16 protein-coding genes are annotated in these 15,936 nt (G+C 56.1%); 6 read left to right on the plus strand and 10 right to left on the minus strand.

Translation table 11 applies throughout. From position 1 onward, the window contains the following. Together IFT53_RS08990 and IFT53_RS08995 are read right to left on the minus strand one after the other, a co-directional pair. On the minus strand, positions 1 to 672 hold the full coding sequence (locus tag IFT53_RS08990) for a DsbA family oxidoreductase (RefSeq protein WP_192063978.1): 672 nt from the start codon (positions 670 to 672) through the stop codon (positions 1 to 3). An 87-nt stretch (positions 673 to 759) separates the two neighbouring features. Beyond that, positions 760 to 2,595 (minus strand): extracellular solute-binding protein, encoded by a 1,836-nt coding sequence (locus IFT53_RS08995; RefSeq protein WP_192063977.1) that lies wholly within the window; start codon positions 2,593 to 2,595, stop codon positions 760 to 762. 412 nt (positions 2,596 to 3,007) lie between these two features. Here IFT53_RS08995 and IFT53_RS09000 point away from each other — a divergent pair, with 412 nt between their 5' ends. Then, the gene (locus IFT53_RS09000) at positions 3,008 to 3,655 is read left to right on the plus strand and encodes an invasion associated locus B family protein (protein ID WP_042619042.1); all 648 of its coding nucleotides are present in this window, start codon (positions 3,008 to 3,010) and stop codon (positions 3,653 to 3,655) included. A 73-nt stretch (positions 3,656 to 3,728) separates the two neighbouring features. On the opposite strand, the gene hspQ is transcribed toward IFT53_RS09000, so the two are convergent. The 4 genes from hspQ to IFT53_RS09020 form a co-directional block, all read right to left on the minus strand. Beyond that, complete coding sequence (gene hspQ / locus IFT53_RS09005; RefSeq protein WP_042619043.1) at positions 3,729 to 4,058, minus strand: heat shock protein HspQ; 330 nt, start codon at positions 4,056 to 4,058, stop codon at positions 3,729 to 3,731. 79 nt (positions 4,059 to 4,137) lie between these two features. Next, complete coding sequence (locus IFT53_RS09010; protein ID WP_192063976.1) at positions 4,138 to 5,049, minus strand: DMT family transporter; 912 nt, start codon at positions 5,047 to 5,049, stop codon at positions 4,138 to 4,140. Between the two features lie 118 nt (positions 5,050 to 5,167). Continuing rightward, the gene (gene glnA, locus IFT53_RS09015) at positions 5,168 to 6,577 is read right to left on the minus strand and encodes a type I glutamate--ammonia ligase (RefSeq protein WP_042619045.1); all 1,410 of its coding nucleotides are present in this window, start codon (positions 6,575 to 6,577) and stop codon (positions 5,168 to 5,170) included. Between the two features lie 65 nt (positions 6,578 to 6,642). Then, positions 6,643 to 6,981, minus strand: a complete 339-nt coding sequence (locus IFT53_RS09020) for a P-II family nitrogen regulator (RefSeq protein WP_007753933.1) — start codon at positions 6,979 to 6,981, stop codon at positions 6,643 to 6,645. Between the two features lie 348 nt (positions 6,982 to 7,329). Between IFT53_RS09020 and IFT53_RS09025 the strand changes: the two genes are divergently transcribed. Continuing rightward, positions 7,330 to 8,808, plus strand: coding sequence for an NAD(P)H-hydrate dehydratase (locus tag IFT53_RS09025; RefSeq protein ID WP_244656244.1), 1,479 nt, complete (start codon positions 7,330 to 7,332; stop codon positions 8,806 to 8,808). Here the strand turns inward: IFT53_RS09025 and IFT53_RS09030 are convergent. Beyond that, positions 8,802 to 9,842, minus strand: a complete 1,041-nt coding sequence (locus tag IFT53_RS09030; protein ID WP_192063975.1) for a GlxA family transcriptional regulator — start codon at positions 9,840 to 9,842, stop codon at positions 8,802 to 8,804. The genes IFT53_RS09025 and IFT53_RS09030 overlap by 7 nt on opposite strands. 338 nt (positions 9,843 to 10,180) lie before the next feature. Between IFT53_RS09030 and IFT53_RS09035 the strand changes: the two genes are divergently transcribed. Then, complete coding sequence (locus IFT53_RS09035) at positions 10,181 to 10,609, plus strand: response regulator (protein WP_042619048.1); 429 nt, start codon at positions 10,181 to 10,183, stop codon at positions 10,607 to 10,609. Positions 10,610 to 10,658: 49 nt separating this feature from the next. Here the strand turns inward: IFT53_RS09035 and glgX are convergent, their stop codons facing one another. Together glgX and IFT53_RS09045 are read right to left on the minus strand one after the other, a co-directional pair. Then, positions 10,659 to 12,734, minus strand: a complete 2,076-nt coding sequence (gene glgX / locus IFT53_RS09040) for a glycogen debranching protein GlgX (protein ID WP_192063974.1) — start codon at positions 12,732 to 12,734, stop codon at positions 10,659 to 10,661. Between the two features lie 124 nt (positions 12,735 to 12,858). Continuing rightward, the gene (locus IFT53_RS09045; RefSeq protein ID WP_042619050.1) at positions 12,859 to 13,074 is read right to left on the minus strand and encodes a hypothetical protein; all 216 of its coding nucleotides are present in this window, start codon (positions 13,072 to 13,074) and stop codon (positions 12,859 to 12,861) included. A gap of 185 nt (positions 13,075 to 13,259) precedes the next feature. Here IFT53_RS09045 and IFT53_RS09050 point away from each other — a divergent pair, with 185 nt between their 5' ends. The 3 genes from IFT53_RS09050 to IFT53_RS09060 all read left to right on the plus strand — a co-directional run bounded on the left by IFT53_RS09050 (position 13,260) and on the right by IFT53_RS09060 (position 15,366). Further along, positions 13,260 to 14,198: a LysR family transcriptional regulator gene (locus tag IFT53_RS09050; RefSeq protein WP_192063973.1), complete on the plus strand. Its 939-nt coding sequence runs from the start codon at positions 13,260 to 13,262 to the stop codon at positions 14,196 to 14,198. Between the two features lie 112 nt (positions 14,199 to 14,310). Next, entirely contained in the window at positions 14,311 to 14,472 is a 162-nt protein-coding gene (locus tag IFT53_RS09055; RefSeq protein ID WP_042619051.1) for an entericidin domain-containing protein, read from the plus strand. 141 nt (positions 14,473 to 14,613) lie between these two features. Next, positions 14,614 to 15,366, plus strand: coding sequence for a phosphodiester glycosidase family protein (locus IFT53_RS09060; protein WP_192063972.1), 753 nt, complete (start codon positions 14,614 to 14,616; stop codon positions 15,364 to 15,366). A gap of 10 nt (positions 15,367 to 15,376) precedes the next feature. On the opposite strand, the gene IFT53_RS09065 is transcribed toward IFT53_RS09060, so the two are convergent. Then, on the minus strand, positions 15,377 to 15,730 hold the full coding sequence (locus IFT53_RS09065) for a hypothetical protein (protein WP_042619053.1): 354 nt from the start codon (positions 15,728 to 15,730) through the stop codon (positions 15,377 to 15,379). Positions 15,731 to 15,936 lie beyond the last annotated feature (206 nt).

Raw genomic sequence — 15,936 nt, forward strand, 5'->3', positions numbered from 1 at the left:
TCAGTTCATTGCCCTATGCTCTTCTAGCTTCATTCTGGCAATATCCCGCAGCGCATTAATCAGCACTTCCTTGCTCTGCGCGCCGCTGACCGCATATTTCTGGTCCAGAATGAAGAAGGGAACGCCCGATACACCCATCTGCTGGGCAGCGTCGATCTCGGCCACGATCGTGTCCTTGTCGGCATCGGATGCCAGTAGCTTGGTCACGACCTCGCGGTTCATCCCGGCCTTCTCGCCAATGTCGGCCAGCACGGTGTGATCGCCAATATTGAGCCCCTGTTCGAAATTCGCGCGGAACAGTTCGTTGACGACCTTGTCCTGAAACTCGCGTCCTTCGGCATGTGCCCAAAGCGAAAGGCGATGGGCGTCCAGCGTGTTGGGGCCAATTTTGATAGCGTCGAAATCAAAGGCAATGCCGACTTCCTTGCCAAGCTGTGTCAGCATTTCGTGGGCCTGCGCGACCTTGTCCTTGCCACCCAGCTTCTTTTCCAGCTCGGCCTTCTGGTCCACACCTTCAGGCGGGTAATCCGGGTTAAGACGGTAAGGGCGCCAGTTGATGTCGACGCTCACCTCGTCCAGAACCTCAGCGATGGCAAGATCAAGCCGGGCCTTGCCGACATAGCACCATGGGCAGACCATGTCCGAGACGACGTCGATAACAATGCGTTGCATGGTGCTTCCCTTTCGGACTTGAAAAATATCCGCTCCATCTAGGAGCGTTGAGAGGCATGCGCAAGGCGTTACCTCAAGAGAACAATGTCACGGGCTCTTCTGGGCGCGGGCATCCCACCAAGTCGTTTTCTGTGCGCCGAGAAGCGGTATGCCGTCTGGCCGCTCGATGTATTTCCACCGCGCCACCCATTGCGCGCCGATGTAATAGAGCGGGATGACGTAATGCCCTGCCGTTAAAAGCCGGTCGTAGGCGCGGACAGCTGCCTGAAAATCCTCGGTGGAGCGGGCCTGCAACAGCGCCTCCAGCATGCGGTCCACATCCGGGTCAGCCACACCTGCATAATTGAAGCTACCATTGGCATCACGGGAGGCGGAACCCCAACGGTTCAGCTGCTCGGCCCCCGGCGAAAGCGAGGAGGGAAGCGAGCGGATAATCATGTCGTAATCGAAACTGTTCGAGCGTGCCTGATACTGCCCGTCATCAACAGAACGAATCGCCATATCGACACCGATGAGACGCAGCGAGCGCTGATAGGCTAGCGCAATGCGCTCCTGCGCCGGATTTTGTGTCATGATTTCAAATGAAAGCTGGCGGCCTGAGGCATCAGACATCCTGCCGTTTTTGATGGTGTAACCGGCCGCCTTCAGCCGGTCGACGGCGAGTTTAAGCACAGTACGGTCAGCGCCCGATCCATCTGTCACCGGCATGGCGTAGGTACCGGCAAGAAGTGCTCGCGGCAGTTTTTTGGCGGCGTCGCCCAGCAGCGCCAGCTCACGCTCATCCGCCGCGTTGCCGAATGCGCCGAGGGTGGAATTCTGCCAGTAGCTCTGCGTGCGCTTGAAGGCCCCGCCGAGAATATTGCGGTTCATCCACTCGAAATCGAGGACATAGGAAAGTCCCTCGCGGACATTTTGATCGGCAAACAGCGGGCGGCGGGTGTTGAAGACCAAACCGAACATGCCCGATGGCATCCGGGTTTCGAAAACGTCTCTGGCAATCTCTCCGCGTTGAACGGCAGGGAAATTATAGGCCTGCCCCCAATGGGAGGTGTCGGACGTGCCATTGATGGCATCGCCCTCAGGGTAGATGTCGATATCACCCTTCTTGAAGGCTTCGAACATGGTCGTGACCTGCAGGAAGTAGAGAATGCTGATTTCGTCGTAATTGTCGAAGCCCACCTTGGCGGGAATGTCCTTGCCCCAATAATTCGGGTCTCGCTGCCAGACCACACGTTCGCCGGGCTTCAGGGTCTTGATCGTGTAAGGGCCAGAGCCGACCACGGGGCCAAGACCGCCCTGTTCGAATGTCGCCTGGTCGATGGCGTGTTTCGGCAGGATGGGGGTGGAGGAGGCGAGAATCAGCGGCGTTTCGCGATTGGCGTTTTCGTTGAAGGTGAAGCGCACGCCGTGCTCTCCAACCTTCTCCATTTTCGCCACGCCATTCAGGCGGCTGTTGAAGGGCGGGCGGCCTTTTTCCTTCAGCAGATTGAAAGTGAAGATCACATCATCAGGCGTTACCGGCTGGCCATCCTGCCACTTCGCCTTCGGGTTCATGTTGAACTGAATGTAGGTTCTATCGTCATCCCACTCGGCACTTTCCGCCAACAGGCCATACAGCGAAAACGGCTCGTCGCCAGATCGTTGCATCAGCGGCTCATACAGGAGATTGCCGAATTCCGGGTCCCACACGCCGCGCGCTGTCGTGCGCATGCCCTTCAACACAAAGGGGTTGAGGCTATCGAAAGTACCGACGACGCCATAGGACATGCGTCCGCCTTTTTTGACGTCAGGGTTCACATACGGAAGGTGCTTGTAGTCTGCGGGCAGAGCAACGGTGCCATGCATTGAAATCCCGTGGAGTGGTTCCGCCAGCGCCAAACTTGAAAAAAGAAGGGCGGGGATGAACGCCAAAAGGCTTCGCATATTAATGTCCTGTCGCATTCCGGCTGTCTGATCCCTGCGTTGATGCGGGCAACCCGTCTTGTATTGATTCCCGCGCAAATGTATCACAGACGACGCAACGGCGCGAAAATCGGTTTTGATTTTCGTAAAGCATGATGCGTAACTAAAATATGTTCGAGCGGTCTGAGTGTGTCGAATAGACACACAACGCTCGCGGGCAGGCATCCTGCGAGAGAAAATTTGTCGGGCTTCTTTAAAAACTCAAAGAAGTGCTGGATATCGTCCTCAACGGGATGTAACAGGTTTGCCGAAACACTCGGGTCACGCATTTGCCTCATTTAAACGACAGTTGAACGGGCAGACGGTTACCGGCGATGCCAAGCAGTTCGTACCGTTCTGCTTCGTCTAAGAAAATTCAGGAGACGGAACTCTTATGATGCATAACGCAAACACATTCAGCCGCGCAGCCCTGTCTGCCCTCGTTCTTTCGCTGGGTGCAGTGGCCGCACCGGCTGTGTCGCAGGCGCAGCAGGCTGCCGCTCCGGCCGGCGCACCGCCACTTGGCTGGTTCAAGACATGCAGCAAGCAGGAAGACAATGATGTTTGCGTTGTTCAGAACGTTGTTCTCGCGCAGAACGGCCAGATGATCACGGCTGTCGGCCTCATCAGCGTTGAAGGCAAGGTCAACCGCAAGCTGCTTCAGGTTTCCGTGCCAACAGCGCGTCTGTTGCCTCCCGGCGTCATGATGCAGATCGATGGTGGCAAGGGCCAGAAGCTGGATTACGCAGTCTGCCTTCCAGACAAGTGCACCGCAGAAGTGCCTTTGACGGATGCGATGATTGCCAGCATGAAAAAGGGCACGGAAATCGTCTTTACGTCGATCAACTTCCGCCGCGCACCGAACCCTATCAAGATCGCTCTGAACGGCTTCACCGGCGCTTACGACGGCCAGCCAATCACGCAGTCTCAGCTTGCTGAAAGCCAGCGTTCGCTGCAGGAAGGCATGCAGAAGAAGGCTGAAGAAGCGCGCAAGAAGCTCGAAGCCGCTCAGGACGCTGCCAAGACCAAGCCTGCGAACTAAGATATCGAATCATAAAAAAACCGGCCTGAGATTTCAGGCCGGTTTTTTGTCGCTCAGATTTTTGTGAGAATAATCAGTGCGTCATGGCTGACTTTGCCCGCAGCTCACCATTGGGAGTGGTGTCGAATATGCGGGAGATGTTCGGGTTGCGAAGTGGCTGGTCGCTCTCATCATGCACCAAGTTCTGCTCGGACACGTAAGCGACATATTCTGTCTCATCGTTTTCGGCTAACAGATGATAGAATGGCTGGTCGCGCTCCGGGCGTATCTCTGCGGGAATTGCGTTCCACCATTCCTCGGTATTCGCATATTCTGGATCAACATCGAATACCACGCCGCGGAACGGAAACATCTTGTGGCGAACAATCTCGCCAATCGTAAACTTAGCGTCTCTTTGTTTCATGGCATGCACATCCTTTCCCAATACAATTTGGGGTTAGAATGCAAAATATCAAGTTAATGTTTGGCTGATCTTCAAATTGTTACCGGCGTCCGATGGGTGCCGTTGCCAGCACCACTCCGCCTGTGACCAGCACGATGCCGAGCGCATGATAGGTCTCAAAGCTTTCGCCAAGAAACACCACGGCCATGACGATTGAGACCGGCGGCATCATGTAGAGCGTGATTCCCGCGGTGGAAGCACCGAACACGCGCACTGTGTGGGTGAAGCAATAGAATGCGAAGATGGATGCGAACAGGATGATTCCACCGATCTTGGCCCATGCCAGCGGTGTGTGGGGCAGCATACCGCCATGGGCAAGCTCAATCGCGGCCGGTGGCAAAAGAACGAGCGCGCCTGAGAACGCAATCAACCCGAAAAGGCTGAGAGATGCCATGTCCCGCGCCGCCGGATCTCGCAACAGCAGCGAATAGACCGCGAACGAAACCGCCGCGACGAGAATCGCGATATCGCCAAGATTGAATTTCAGGTGCAAAAGCGCGCTCGCATCGCCCTTCAGGACAATGGCTGCAACGCCCGCAAAGGCGATAGCCATGCCCACAACTTCCAGCCGTCTGATGCTTCGGCCATACAGCACGCGCTGAAACAGGATGATGAACAGGGACGACGTGGTGTAGATAAGCGTGCCATTGGCAGCCGAGGTCATGGTCAGGCCCCAATAGACAACGCCGCCGCATATGCCCATGCCCAGAATGCCGAGAATGAGCCACAGGGCGGTTTTCTGGCGGATGAAGCGTGCGCAGGCCCGCCAGTCGCTTGCGATGAATGGCGCCACGCAGAGCAGGGACAGAGACCAGCGCAGAAAGGCCGTCACGAAGGGTGAGACTTCGCCGATCACGCCACGCCCGAAAATCACATTGCTGGAAAAGAAGAAGGGCACCGCGAGGAAAATCAGCCAGTCACGCAGGCGAGGGGTCTTGTCTGTCGATGTCATGCTTATGTCAGCTTGGAGAAATTGGCCGGTGCGCTCGCAACGTATGTGTTGCGGGGGCTTCATCGGAATACCATGAAAAGAAAAAGGCGCCCCGGGAGGCGCCTTTCCGATGGGCTGATTAAGCCGAGTAGTACATGTCGAATTCGACCGGGTGAGGGGTCATTTCGAAACGCATGACTTCGTGCATCTTCAGTTCGATGAAGGCATCGATCTGGTCGTCATCGAACACGCCACCGGCTGTCAGGAACTTGCGATCCTTGTCGAGGCTGTCGAGAGCTTCACGCAGCGAGCCGCAAACCGTTGGAATCTTCTTCAGTTCCTTGGCTGGCAGGTCGTAGAGATCCTTGTCCATTGGCTTGCCGGGATGGATCTTGTTCTTGATGCCATCGAGACCAGCCATCAGCATCGCGGCAAAGCCGAGATATGGGTTCTGGGCAGGGTCAGGGAAGCGAACTTCGACGCGCTTTGCCTTCGGGTTGGAGCCGAATGGAATGCGGCAGGATGCAGAGCGGTTGCGGGCGGAATAGGCCAGCAACACAGGTGCTTCATAACCGGGAACCAGACGCTTATAGGAGTTGGTCGTCGGGTTTGTGAAGGCGTTGATGGCCTTGGCATGCTTGATGATACCGCCGATGTAGTACAGGCAGGTTTCAGACAGGCCCGCATATTCGTCGCCAGCGAAGGTTGGCTTGCCACCCTTCCAGATGGACTGGTGAACGTGCATGCCGGAACCGTTATCGCCGAAGATTGGCTTTGGCATGAAGGTTGCGGTCTTGCCGTAAGCATTGGCGACCTGATGCACGACATACTTGTAGATCTGCATCTTGTCGGCGCTGGAAACCATGGTGTCGAACTTCACACCCAGCTCGTGCTGCGCGGAAGCGACTTCGTGGTGGTGCTTTTCAACAACGACGCCCATTTCGCCGAGAACGGTCAGCATTTCAGAACGCATGTCCTGAAGGCTGTCGACTGGAGGAACCGGGAAGTAACCGCCCTTGACGCGCGGACGGTGACCCAGATTGCCTGTTTCGTAGTCCGTGTCGTCGTTGGAAGGCAGCTCGGACGAATCAAGCTTGAAGCCTGTGTTGTATGGGTCGGCCTTGTACTTCACGTCGTCGAACACGAAGAATTCAGGCTCAGGACCCACGAAAACCGTGTCGCCGATACCGGATGCCTTGAGGTAGGCTTCGGCCTTCTTGGCTGTGCCGCGTGGATCCCGGTTGTAGGATTCGCCAGAGACCGGGTCGAGGATGTCGCAGATGATGACCATGGTGGACTGCGCGAAGAACGGGTCCATATGAACCGTTCCTGTGTCAGGCATCAACACCATGTCTGACTCGTTGATGGCCTTCCAGCCGCCAATCGAGGAGCCGTCGAACATGACGCCATCGGCAAACATGTCTTCGTCTACACAGGCGATGTCCATGGTAACATGGTGCAACTTCCCCTTGGGGTCGGTGAAGCGCAAGTCCACGAACTTGACGTCGTTGTCCTTGATTTGCTTAAGAATATCGTTTGGGGTCGTCATTGAAAACTTTTCCTTGAGTGTTTGGATAACAAGGTGAAGCCCCGGCTTTCCCGGGTTCAGTCTTTTTATATGGCGTCTACGCCTGTCTCACCCGTACGGATACGGATGACCTCTTCAACATTGGACACGAAAATCTTTCCATCGCCAATGCGTCCGGTCTGCGCGGCGTTGCGAATAGCCTCAATCACGGCATCCGCATTTTCATCCGCAAGCACAACTTCGACCTTCACCTTCGGCAAAAAGTCGACGACATACTCTGCCCCGCGATAAAGTTCCGTATGGCCTTTTTGACGACCAAAGCCCTTGGCTTCTGTAACCGTTATTCCCTGAAGTCCGACTTCCTGAAGGGCTTCCTTCACTTCGTCGAGCTTGAAAGGCTTAATGATCGCTTCGATCTTTTTCATGAGAAAATATCTCTCCGCTTCTTCCGTTAAAGCGGTCTTTCCGCTCTTCGATAAGAATGCACGTATCGTGCCAGATCGGAAGTCGGTTTGAATAAAAAATCTTCAAAAAATGCGTGTCCAAGGTCAAAATCTGCCCTTCCTCACTGTTTTCTTGGGTGAAAATGCTGTCAGCTCGCAGAAATTTCGAGATTTTTTCACGATTTTGTCAAAATTCGCACCTGTTACTTATGGGTAAATGCACCATGTTAGACGCGTAAATAATAGTCGTTTGCCTGTTTTTTGTGCGTCGTAATGTGATTATTTTTGCGCCGGTTGCTTTTTGTGGAATTTTGAAGCGAATATGCAGTCATGACGTTTTCACCCGCCCATAATCTGATCGACCCAGCCGCCATGTCGCAGATCGATGCGAGCGCGATAGACAGCGGCATTCCCATCTATGCGCTGATGGAGCGCGCCGGGCAGGCCGTTGCCGCTTGCGCCATGAAACACTACCCACAAGCGCAGCGTTTCGTTGTTCTTTGTGGCATCGGCAACAATGGCGGCGACGGGTTTGTGGCCGCACGCGCTCTGAAGGCCTCAGGCGCCGAGGTCGTGCTTCACCTCTTGGGTGATGTTGGCAAGCTGAAGGGGGCGGCGAGGACAGCATTTGATGCGCTGGATATGTCGCCACTGCCGCTTCACGCTTACCAGCCCATTGCAGGCGATGTGCTGATCGATGCGATCTTCGGTGCTGGCCTTTCGCGGGATGTGCCTGCCGAGGTCGCCTCTGTCATTGATGCCGTTGCTAAGGCATCCATTCCCGTCATTGCGGTTGATCTTCCCTCCGGCCTATGCGGGCAGCGCGGCGTTCCACTCGGTCGTGCGTTCAAGGCGGCAAGAACAGTCACCTTCGTGGCGCGCAAGCCGGGACATGTTCTGATGCCCGGTCGGTCGCTCTGCGGAGATGTCGAGGTCTTCGACATTGGCATTCCCAACCGCATCGTAGAGGCCCATTCCACATCTGTCGTTGAAAATCACCCGGCATTATGGGCCAGTGCCGTGACGAGGCCGGATGATGATACGCACAAGTTCAAGCGCGGGCATTTGACCGTCTTCTCCGGCCCAGCCCATGCCACCGGTGCGGCCCGCATGTCGGCAATGGCAGGCTTTCGGGCCGGTGCCGGCATCGTCAGTATCGCCGCACCACACGATGCGCTTGGCGTTCTCTCCGCGACACTGACCGCCGTCATGCTATCACCCGTCGAGACCGGCGAGGAGCTTGAGGCGTGGATGAGCGACAAGCGCCACGCTACCTATATTCTCGGCCCCGGCTTTGGCGATCTGGAGCGCGCGCGCCGATTCGTTGCTGCGTTGAAAGACAAGGCACTGGTGCTGGACGCCGATGGCATCACGGCCTTCAAGCAAGCGCCGGGAGAACTCTTCGATTTTTTCGCGGCAGATGCGCCGCGAATTCTGACGCCGCATGAAGGTGAGTTCGGCCGGTTGTTTCCCGCCATTGCCGCTGATGCGTCGATGAGCAAGATCGAGAAGGCGCAGGCGGCGGCTGCCCTCAGCAACGCCGCCATTGTCTATAAGGGTGCGGATACTGTCATCGCAGCGCCGGATGGCCGTGCTGCCGTCAATACCAACGCGCCGTCCTATCTTGCGACAGCCGGGTCAGGGGATGTGCTGGCCGGAATTGCGGGCGGCTTGCTGGCGCAGCAGGTTCCGGCGTTTGAAGCTGCGGCAGCGGCGGTGTGGCTGCACGGCGAGGCCGCGCAACGTCTGGGTCCGGGCCTGACGGCGGAAGATCTGGCTTCCGCCGTGCGTCCGTTTCAGCCTCAGTGAACCGGCTTGCTATGGCTTCCAACGGTTGCCATGCGTGATGCGCTGACCACAAGCTTGCGCTCGGCGCGCTCCTGCTGCGGCGTGCGATTGTAAATTTCGCGATAACACTTGGAAAAATGCGATGCGGAGACGAAGCCGCACGCAACCGCAACTTCCACCACCGGCATGGCCGATTGCACCAGCAGATGGCGCGCACGGTCCAGCCGTATCTCCAGATAGTAGCGGGCAGGGGAACGCCCCATTTCCTGCCGGAACAGCCGCTCGACCTGCCTGCGGGAAAGATCAGCATCCTCGGCAATATCCAGAAGGGATAGCGGCTCGGACAGGTTGCTTTCCATCAGCTCGATGATCGACAGAACCTTGTCGTTCTGCACGCCTAGACGCGCGCGCAGCGGCAGGCGCTGACGGTCATGCGGGTTGCGCACCCGGTCCGTCAGTTGCTGCTCGCAAACCCGGTTCACAAGGTTCTCACCGAAATCCTGACCGATGAGGTTCAGCATCATGTCCAGAGATGCCGTGCCGCCTGCACAGGTGTAGATGTTGCCATCCACCTCGTAGAGATCGGCATAGACCTCCACCTGCGGAAAGGACTCGGAAAAGCCTGGAAGGTTTTCCCAGTGGATCGCGCATCGCTTGCCATTCAGCAACCCGGCCTGGGCAAGCACATGCGCGCCGGTACAGAGGCTGCCCACCGCAATGCCGCGATTATGGGCCTCTCGCAGCCAGGCATTCACCGACTTGTTGGAATATTGCTCGATGTCGATGCCGGAACAGATCAGCACCATGTTCGGGCGGTTCTCGCCGCTGACCGATTTGCGCTCCTCGGCCAGCGAGGTGTTCGCTTCCAGTGCAATGCCGCTGGAGGAGGCGACCTTTAGTCCGTCGCTGGATGCAAGCCGCCACTCATAGGCGGCATAGCCCAGCATTCGATTGGCGATGCGCAACGTTTCCACCGCAGCCGTAAACGGCAGCATGGTAAATTGAGGCACCATAAAAAAGACGACCGTGCGCTTCTTTGGAGGCGTTTTGCTCATCAAACCAATGCTCCATTGCGGAAACGCAATTCCTCGCTGGGAATTGGTCTAGTGTATATCGCATTTGCGACACTCTCAGCGCAAGATGCGACGCGCATGTTTTGACGTTAAAAAAAGCTTCGCGCAGGCCCCCTTGGAGGGTCGCAGACGGCAAAAGCTGCCAATGCAAATTAACGATCGCTTAAAAAGGAATTTCGCATTTTATTAATATTGTTTTCAATTTTCGGGCGCAGCCTCTCACCACTATCTCCACGTCGCGCGTTCTGGTGATGTGAGAAGGATGATCATGGGCAGCGTTGCTGCTGCTCCCATCCGGTGCTTTGAGCGGAGTATTGCGTATGTCTGAAGCTGGCTTGACCATTCTGGTCGTAGACGACGAACCGATCATTCGTTTGACCCTTGCCGATGCGCTGGAAGAAGCGGGTTATAGGGTTCTTGAAGCCTCAAACGTGTTGGAGGCAGTCGCCACCATTGGCAAGGTGACGGATATCTGCGCCATCGTGACCGATATCGATATGCCGGGCGGCCTTACAGGCATTGATCTGTTGCAGATGGTCAACAACTGTCAGAACCAAATTCCCGTCATTGTCACCTCTGGGGGACATGCGCTGGATACGCTTGACCTGCCTGAAAACACGCAATTTTTCAGCAAGCCCTACAATCTAGAAGACATTGTTCTTGCGCTACGCGCAACCATTGCTGCGAAGGCAAAGAGCAGAACCAACCTCGGCGTTCGCTGGAGCGGATTGCAGTTTGGCCAGCCCTAAAAAAGACGCCGCTGTTTCCAACGGCGTCCTCGTATCTTGGGTCTAAAGATCAGGCGGCGCGCAATAGCACGATGCTGCGAGCTTCGATCGTGTAGCTCTGCCCGTTTGCGATGCTGTTGGTGTCTGCATCCGGGTCCGCTGTCGTCAGCTCCGTCATCCAGCCATGTTCAGCATCCGGCAGGTTGAACTCCACCGAGCCATCATGCGGGTTGAAGAGAACCAGCACATCATCCCATTCATCCTGTGTCTCAACCGCGTCGCGGGATAGGCGCAGGCCAAGCGTCGTGGAACCTGCGTCATTCCACTGTTCTTCCGTCTGCTCGCCACCCACCGGGTTCAGCCAGGTCACGATCATGCCATCCCGCCAGTTTTCACGTCGCAGGATCGAGTGCGTCTGACGAAGCTCTATCAATCGGGCTGTGAACTTGCGCAGGGCCTCGGCGCTATCGGGCAGATTTTCCCAATGCACCCAGCTCAACTCGCTGTCCTGGCAGTAGCCATTGTTGTTGCCCATCTGGCTGCGGCCAAACTCGTCGCCGGCCAGAAGCATGGGGGTGCCGTGAGAGAGGAACAGCGTGGCAAGGAAGTTGCGCTTCTGGCGGTCACGCACGGCGATGATGTTCTCGTCATCCGTCGGGCCTTCAACGCCATAGTTGAAGCTTCTATTGTGGTCGTGGCCGTCCTTGTTGTCTTCGCCATTCGCATCATTGTGCTTCTCATTGTACGAAACAACATCGTTCAACGTGAAGCCGTCATGCGCGGTGATGAAGTTGACGCTCGACCACGGCCTGCGGCCACGCAGGTCATAGACGTCGCCGGAACCCATCACTCGGGCTGCAAAATCACCAGCGGTGCCGTCCTCGTCCTTCCAGTATTCACGAACGGTGTCGCGATATTTGTCGTTCCATTCCGCCCAGCCGGGTGGGAAGCCACCAACCTGATAGCCACCGGGGCCGATGTCCCAGGGCTCGCCAACCAGTTTCAGACGCGACAGGACAGGGTCCTGGCCCACCGCATCAAAGAAGCCGCTGCGCTGGTCAAAGCCCTCTGGCTCACGGCCGAGGATCGTGCCAAGATCGAAGCGGAAGCCATCGATGTGCATGTCGTCTGCCCAATAGCGGAGCGAGTCGGTCACCATCTGCAACACACGCGGATGCGAGGTGTTGACGGTGTTTCCGGTACCGGTATCGTTGATGTAATAGCGCGGCTGGTCCGGCATGGTGCGGTAGTAAGAGAAGTTGTCGATGCCCTTGAAGGACAGGGTCGGCCCAAGCTCGTTGCCTTCGGCTGTGTGATTATAGACCACGTCCAAAATGACCTCGATGCCGCCATCGTGGAATGCACGCACCATATCGCGGAAACCAGCCATGCCCTTGGGGCCGTAATAGCGGGATGCGGGAGAGAAGAAGCCGAGCGAGTTATAGCCCCAGAAATTCTTCAGGCCCTTGTCCAGCAGGTGGGAATCATCGGGGAAAGAATGGATCGGCAGAAGTTCGACGGAGGTAATGCCAAGGCTCTTGATGTAGTCGACGATCTGCTTATCGCCCAGACCTTCATAGGTGCCGCGCAGCTTCTCGGAAATACCGGGGTGAAGCTGGGTAAAGCCCTTCACATGGGTCTCGTAGAAAATCGTCTTCGACCACGGCACGTTTGGTTTCGTGTCACCTGCCCAATCATAATCCGAAGGGTCGATGACGCGGCACTTCGGCATTTTTGATGCGCTGTCGCTGTCGTTGAAGGACAGGTCCTTGTCTTCCGCATCGAGAATGTAGCCGAACTGCTCTGAGCCCCACTCGATATCGCCAACGAGTTCCCGCGCATAAGGGTCAACCAGAAGCTTGTTGGCGTTGAAACGGTGGCCGTTCTCCGGGTCGTATGGGCCATGCACACGGTAACCATAGAGCGCGCCGGGCTTCAGGCCGGGAATGTAGCCGTGCCAGATTTCATTTGTGAATTCCGGAAGCGTAATGCGCTCAATCTCGTTTTTGCCATCGGCGTCGAAGAGGCAAAGCTCTACTCGTTCAGCGTGGGCGCTGAAAATTGCGAAATTGACACCATCGCCGTCGAAATTCGCGCCAAGGCGGGTAAAATCGCCAGGCAAAATGGTGGAGCCGAACTGTGCCATTGATATCCTCGTGCTTGTTTGGGGCCGAGGAGAATGTGGTGGTCTGGTATTTGTTCCGCACCGCAAAAAAATGGCTCGCCGAGATCATTCCCGCGAGCCATTCATTCATCGTTGAAAACGGATATTATCGGCTGATAATCCGCGTCTGCTTGGCGTCTGTGGCTGGCCATCCAATATCCTTGAGTGTGTCTGCGGGCAGGGCTTCCAAGGCGCGGCGCGACTGCACGCGGCTCCATGTGTTGTCCAGTTCCCGAACAAGCTCAGTCAGGCGTGCCAGCCTGCTGCGTATGAACAGCCTTGCCCTTGATGGGCCTGGGCCGTGGTCTATGATCATGGTCATTTCAAAATCCTTTCATGCTCCATGTATGTTTCGACACCATCGATATGCGCTGCAATTCCACATCAATCAATTGAATGATTATGATGTGATTGATCGTAAATCGTGATGCTTCCACGTTGCGAAGCGGTTGTTGTTTCCGCCCCTGTTTTTGACAATCCGAACTTATTGACATTCAATCAAACGAAATGATATCGATCTATCGATCAGAAAAATTGAAGGCGTATGTCATGACAGTTTCCTTCCGCCAACCGCTGCCGCTGCTCGACAACGACATTCTGCGGACATTTGTCGCCATTGCGGAAACCGGCAATTTTTCAACTGCCGCTGAAGCTGTGTTTCGAACGCCCTCTGCCGTGTCCATGCAGATCAAGAAACTGGAAGAGCAGCTTAAGACAACGCTGTTCCTGCGGGATGCGCGCTCCGTCACGCTCACGGCCCATGGCGAGACATTGCTGACCTATGCCCGGCGCATGATTGCCTTGTCCAATGAGGCTGTCGCCCGTTTCGTCATGCCGGAACTGTCAGGCGTTGTGCGCCTCGGCGCGCCGGAGGATATCGGAGAGCGCGGGTTGTTGCCCGGCATTCTCAAGCGTTTCGCCGAAGCCTTTCCGGCCATCATGGTCGATGTGGTGATCGATTCCAGTTCCCAGCTGTATCGGCGCATGGATGAGCAGCGGCTGGATATCGCGCTCGTCAACTGCGCGTCGCTGCCACTGCGCGATACCGGCGAAGTCCTGATGCGCGAGCGGCTTGTCTGGGCGGGTGCCAAGTGCGGCACGGCGCATCTGCGCGAACCGATCCCGATTTCAATCTGGGAAGATGGCTGCATCTGGCGCTCCGAGGCCACATCCTCGCTTGAGCGGCAAAACCGTGCCTACCGCATCGCCTATCTCAGCGGGCATACAATGGCGCAAAAAGCGGCGATTGAAGCTGATCTTGCGGTCGCGCCTCTGCCCCGCTCCTATGTGCAAAACAACATGGTCATTCTGGGTGAGAAGGACGGAATGCCAGAGCTTGGCTGTTTCGATATCCGCCTGATTGTTGCCGAGAAACCGACGCGTCCCGTGCAGGCCGTGGCCGATAGCATCCGCAATGCTTTCAAGGATCTCGCACAGCCTCTCTAATTGTTGAAATATTTTTATCGGCGCGTTGGAACCAGATTGTCTACGTCGCGTTATCTGCCCGCTAATTCAATCGTTTTGTCGCTCATGCGCAGACATCCAGGGGAGTTTTAATATGTTCACACGTTTCGCCGCCACCACTGCCGCCGTCTTTGTAGCCCTCATCGCGCTGAGCTCTTGCGGCAACACCATCCGCGGCGTTGGCCAGGATGTTGCCGGCACTGTTGATGGCACACAGGCCGCAGGCCGCAGCGTTGATCGCGCAGCCAAGCGTTAATCCAATACTGCATATTATTTTTGAAAAGGCTGGCGCATTTGCCAGCCTTTTTTGTTTCGGCAGCACGTCGCGGCTGCGGCGCCATACTCTGGTCTTCCTCCCTCTGCTAAGCAAGCAAATGAAGATTCTTGATGAGGACCTATGAGGAAGCTTGCGCGATATATCCTGCCGTTTCTGTTTTCGGCATCGGCCAATGCTGCGGATCTTCCCGCCAACTGCAAGGCCGTGGAGCATATGGGCGGGCGCTACACCGTCTGCAGTTTCGATCCCGCGCAAAGCAATATCCGGCTCTATCAATGGGATCACGTTGCAGGAAAGCCCTATGGCTCCTTTGAAGCACTCTCATCGGCACTTTGGCGTCAGCACAGTTTCGTCACCTTCGCCATGAATGGCGGCATGTATCACCGGGATCTGTCGCCGGTGGGACTGCATATTGAAAACGGCGTAGAAGTATCTCAAATCAGCACCGGGGGTTGGTGGGGCAATTTTCACATGCAGCCCAATGGCGTGTTCTTTATGGATGGGAAGAGGGCAGGCGTGCTGGAAACCAGCGCCTACCTCAACGCCAACAGAAAGCCTGAATTCGCGACGCAATCAGGTCCGATGCTGGTCATCGATGGGAAGCTTCATCCGCGCTTTCTGCCGGAAAGCGACAGCCTGAACACCCGCAACGGCGTTGGCGTTTCCAGCGATGGCATGGTGCATTTTGCCATCTCGGAAACTGCGGTGCGTTTCTACGATTTTGCCACCCTGTTTCGTGACAGGCTGAATGCGCCCAACGCGCTCTACCTTGATGGCAGCATATCCAGCGTGGATATACCCGCCGCACAGCGGCGTGACCGGTGGTACCCGATGGGACCGATCATCGCCGTGGTGGAGCGGGTGCCGGATTAACGGCGAGGTCTCAGACGGGGGCTTTGGGGTAGGACTTTTCCAGACCACCTGATTTTGTCAGGCCTGCACGGAATGCAGTGAACGCGGCATGCTGGCTGCTCTTAGCGAGCTCATGAAGGCGGATCTGTAAGCGGGCCGGTGCATTGTTACCGAACCATTCTCCGCATTTTTCCAGCTTCAGCGAGTTGAGAAAGCGTGCCTGAGATTGCTGGTCGATGAAAAGGCGAAGGCCTTCCAGCAGATTTTCGTCCTGCAGCGCGTTTTCCAACAGCAATTTGAGCCAGGCTTCGTCTTCCGTGCTCATGGATGCAATTTTGGATGCGACCGTCTCACGATCGGGAAATGAAGAAGGAGTGGCCTGCATGATCTGTCACCGCTTTCTGAAATGTTCGCACTATACTTTGCCCGATAATCCAGATGCAGCATAGGTTCAAGCTGGCTGAGACGTCTCATATGGAGAAAGTCTTGTGGAGAGTGAGTTTATACACACCTGACTTTATCACGGTAAGGGAAAAGCTTCCGGCATTTACACTTTGGTCCAAATTGAGACAGGTGTTTTTCATGCGTTGT

Source organism: Rhizobium sp. CFBP 13644 (genome assembly GCF_014842165.1).
GTDB lineage: Bacteria > Pseudomonadota > Alphaproteobacteria > Rhizobiales > Rhizobiaceae > Agrobacterium > Agrobacterium tumefaciens_C.

Coding starts and splice junctions, on each gene's coding strand:
- IFT53_RS09000 (WP_042619042.1), top strand. CDS start 3,008: ATGATGCATAACGCAAACACATTCAGCCGCGCAGCCCTGTCTGCCCTC.
- IFT53_RS09045 (WP_042619050.1), bottom strand. CDS start 13,074: ATGACCATGATCATAGACCACGGCCCAGGCCCATCAAGGGCAAGGCTG.
- IFT53_RS09025 (WP_244656244.1), top strand. CDS start 7,330: ATGACGTTTTCACCCGCCCATAATCTGATCGACCCAGCCGCCATGTCG.
- IFT53_RS09060 (WP_192063972.1), top strand. CDS start 14,614: ATGAGGAAGCTTGCGCGATATATCCTGCCGTTTCTGTTTTCGGCATCG.
- IFT53_RS09030 (WP_192063975.1), bottom strand. CDS start 9,842: ATGAGCAAAACGCCTCCAAAGAAGCGCACGGTCGTCTTTTTTATGGTG.
- glnA (WP_042619045.1), bottom strand. CDS start 6,577: ATGACGACCCCAAACGATATTCTTAAGCAAATCAAGGACAACGACGTC.
- IFT53_RS09050 (WP_192063973.1), top strand. CDS start 13,260: ATGATATCGATCTATCGATCAGAAAAATTGAAGGCGTATGTCATGACA.
- IFT53_RS09065 (WP_042619053.1), bottom strand. CDS start 15,730: ATGCAGGCCACTCCTTCTTCATTTCCCGATCGTGAGACGGTCGCATCC.
- IFT53_RS09010 (WP_192063976.1), bottom strand. CDS start 5,049: ATGACATCGACAGACAAGACCCCTCGCCTGCGTGACTGGCTGATTTTC.
- IFT53_RS09020 (WP_007753933.1), bottom strand. CDS start 6,981: ATGAAAAAGATCGAAGCGATCATTAAGCCTTTCAAGCTCGACGAAGTG.
- IFT53_RS08990 (WP_192063978.1), bottom strand. CDS start 672: ATGCAACGCATTGTTATCGACGTCGTCTCGGACATGGTCTGCCCATGG.
- glgX (WP_192063974.1), bottom strand. CDS start 12,734: ATGGCACAGTTCGGCTCCACCATTTTGCCTGGCGATTTTACCCGCCTT.
- IFT53_RS08995 (WP_192063977.1), bottom strand. CDS start 2,595: ATGCGAAGCCTTTTGGCGTTCATCCCCGCCCTTCTTTTTTCAAGTTTG.
- IFT53_RS09035 (WP_042619048.1), top strand. CDS start 10,181: ATGTCTGAAGCTGGCTTGACCATTCTGGTCGTAGACGACGAACCGATC.
- hspQ (WP_042619043.1), bottom strand. CDS start 4,058: ATGAAACAAAGAGACGCTAAGTTTACGATTGGCGAGATTGTTCGCCAC.
- IFT53_RS09055 (WP_042619051.1), top strand. CDS start 14,311: ATGTTCACACGTTTCGCCGCCACCACTGCCGCCGTCTTTGTAGCCCTC.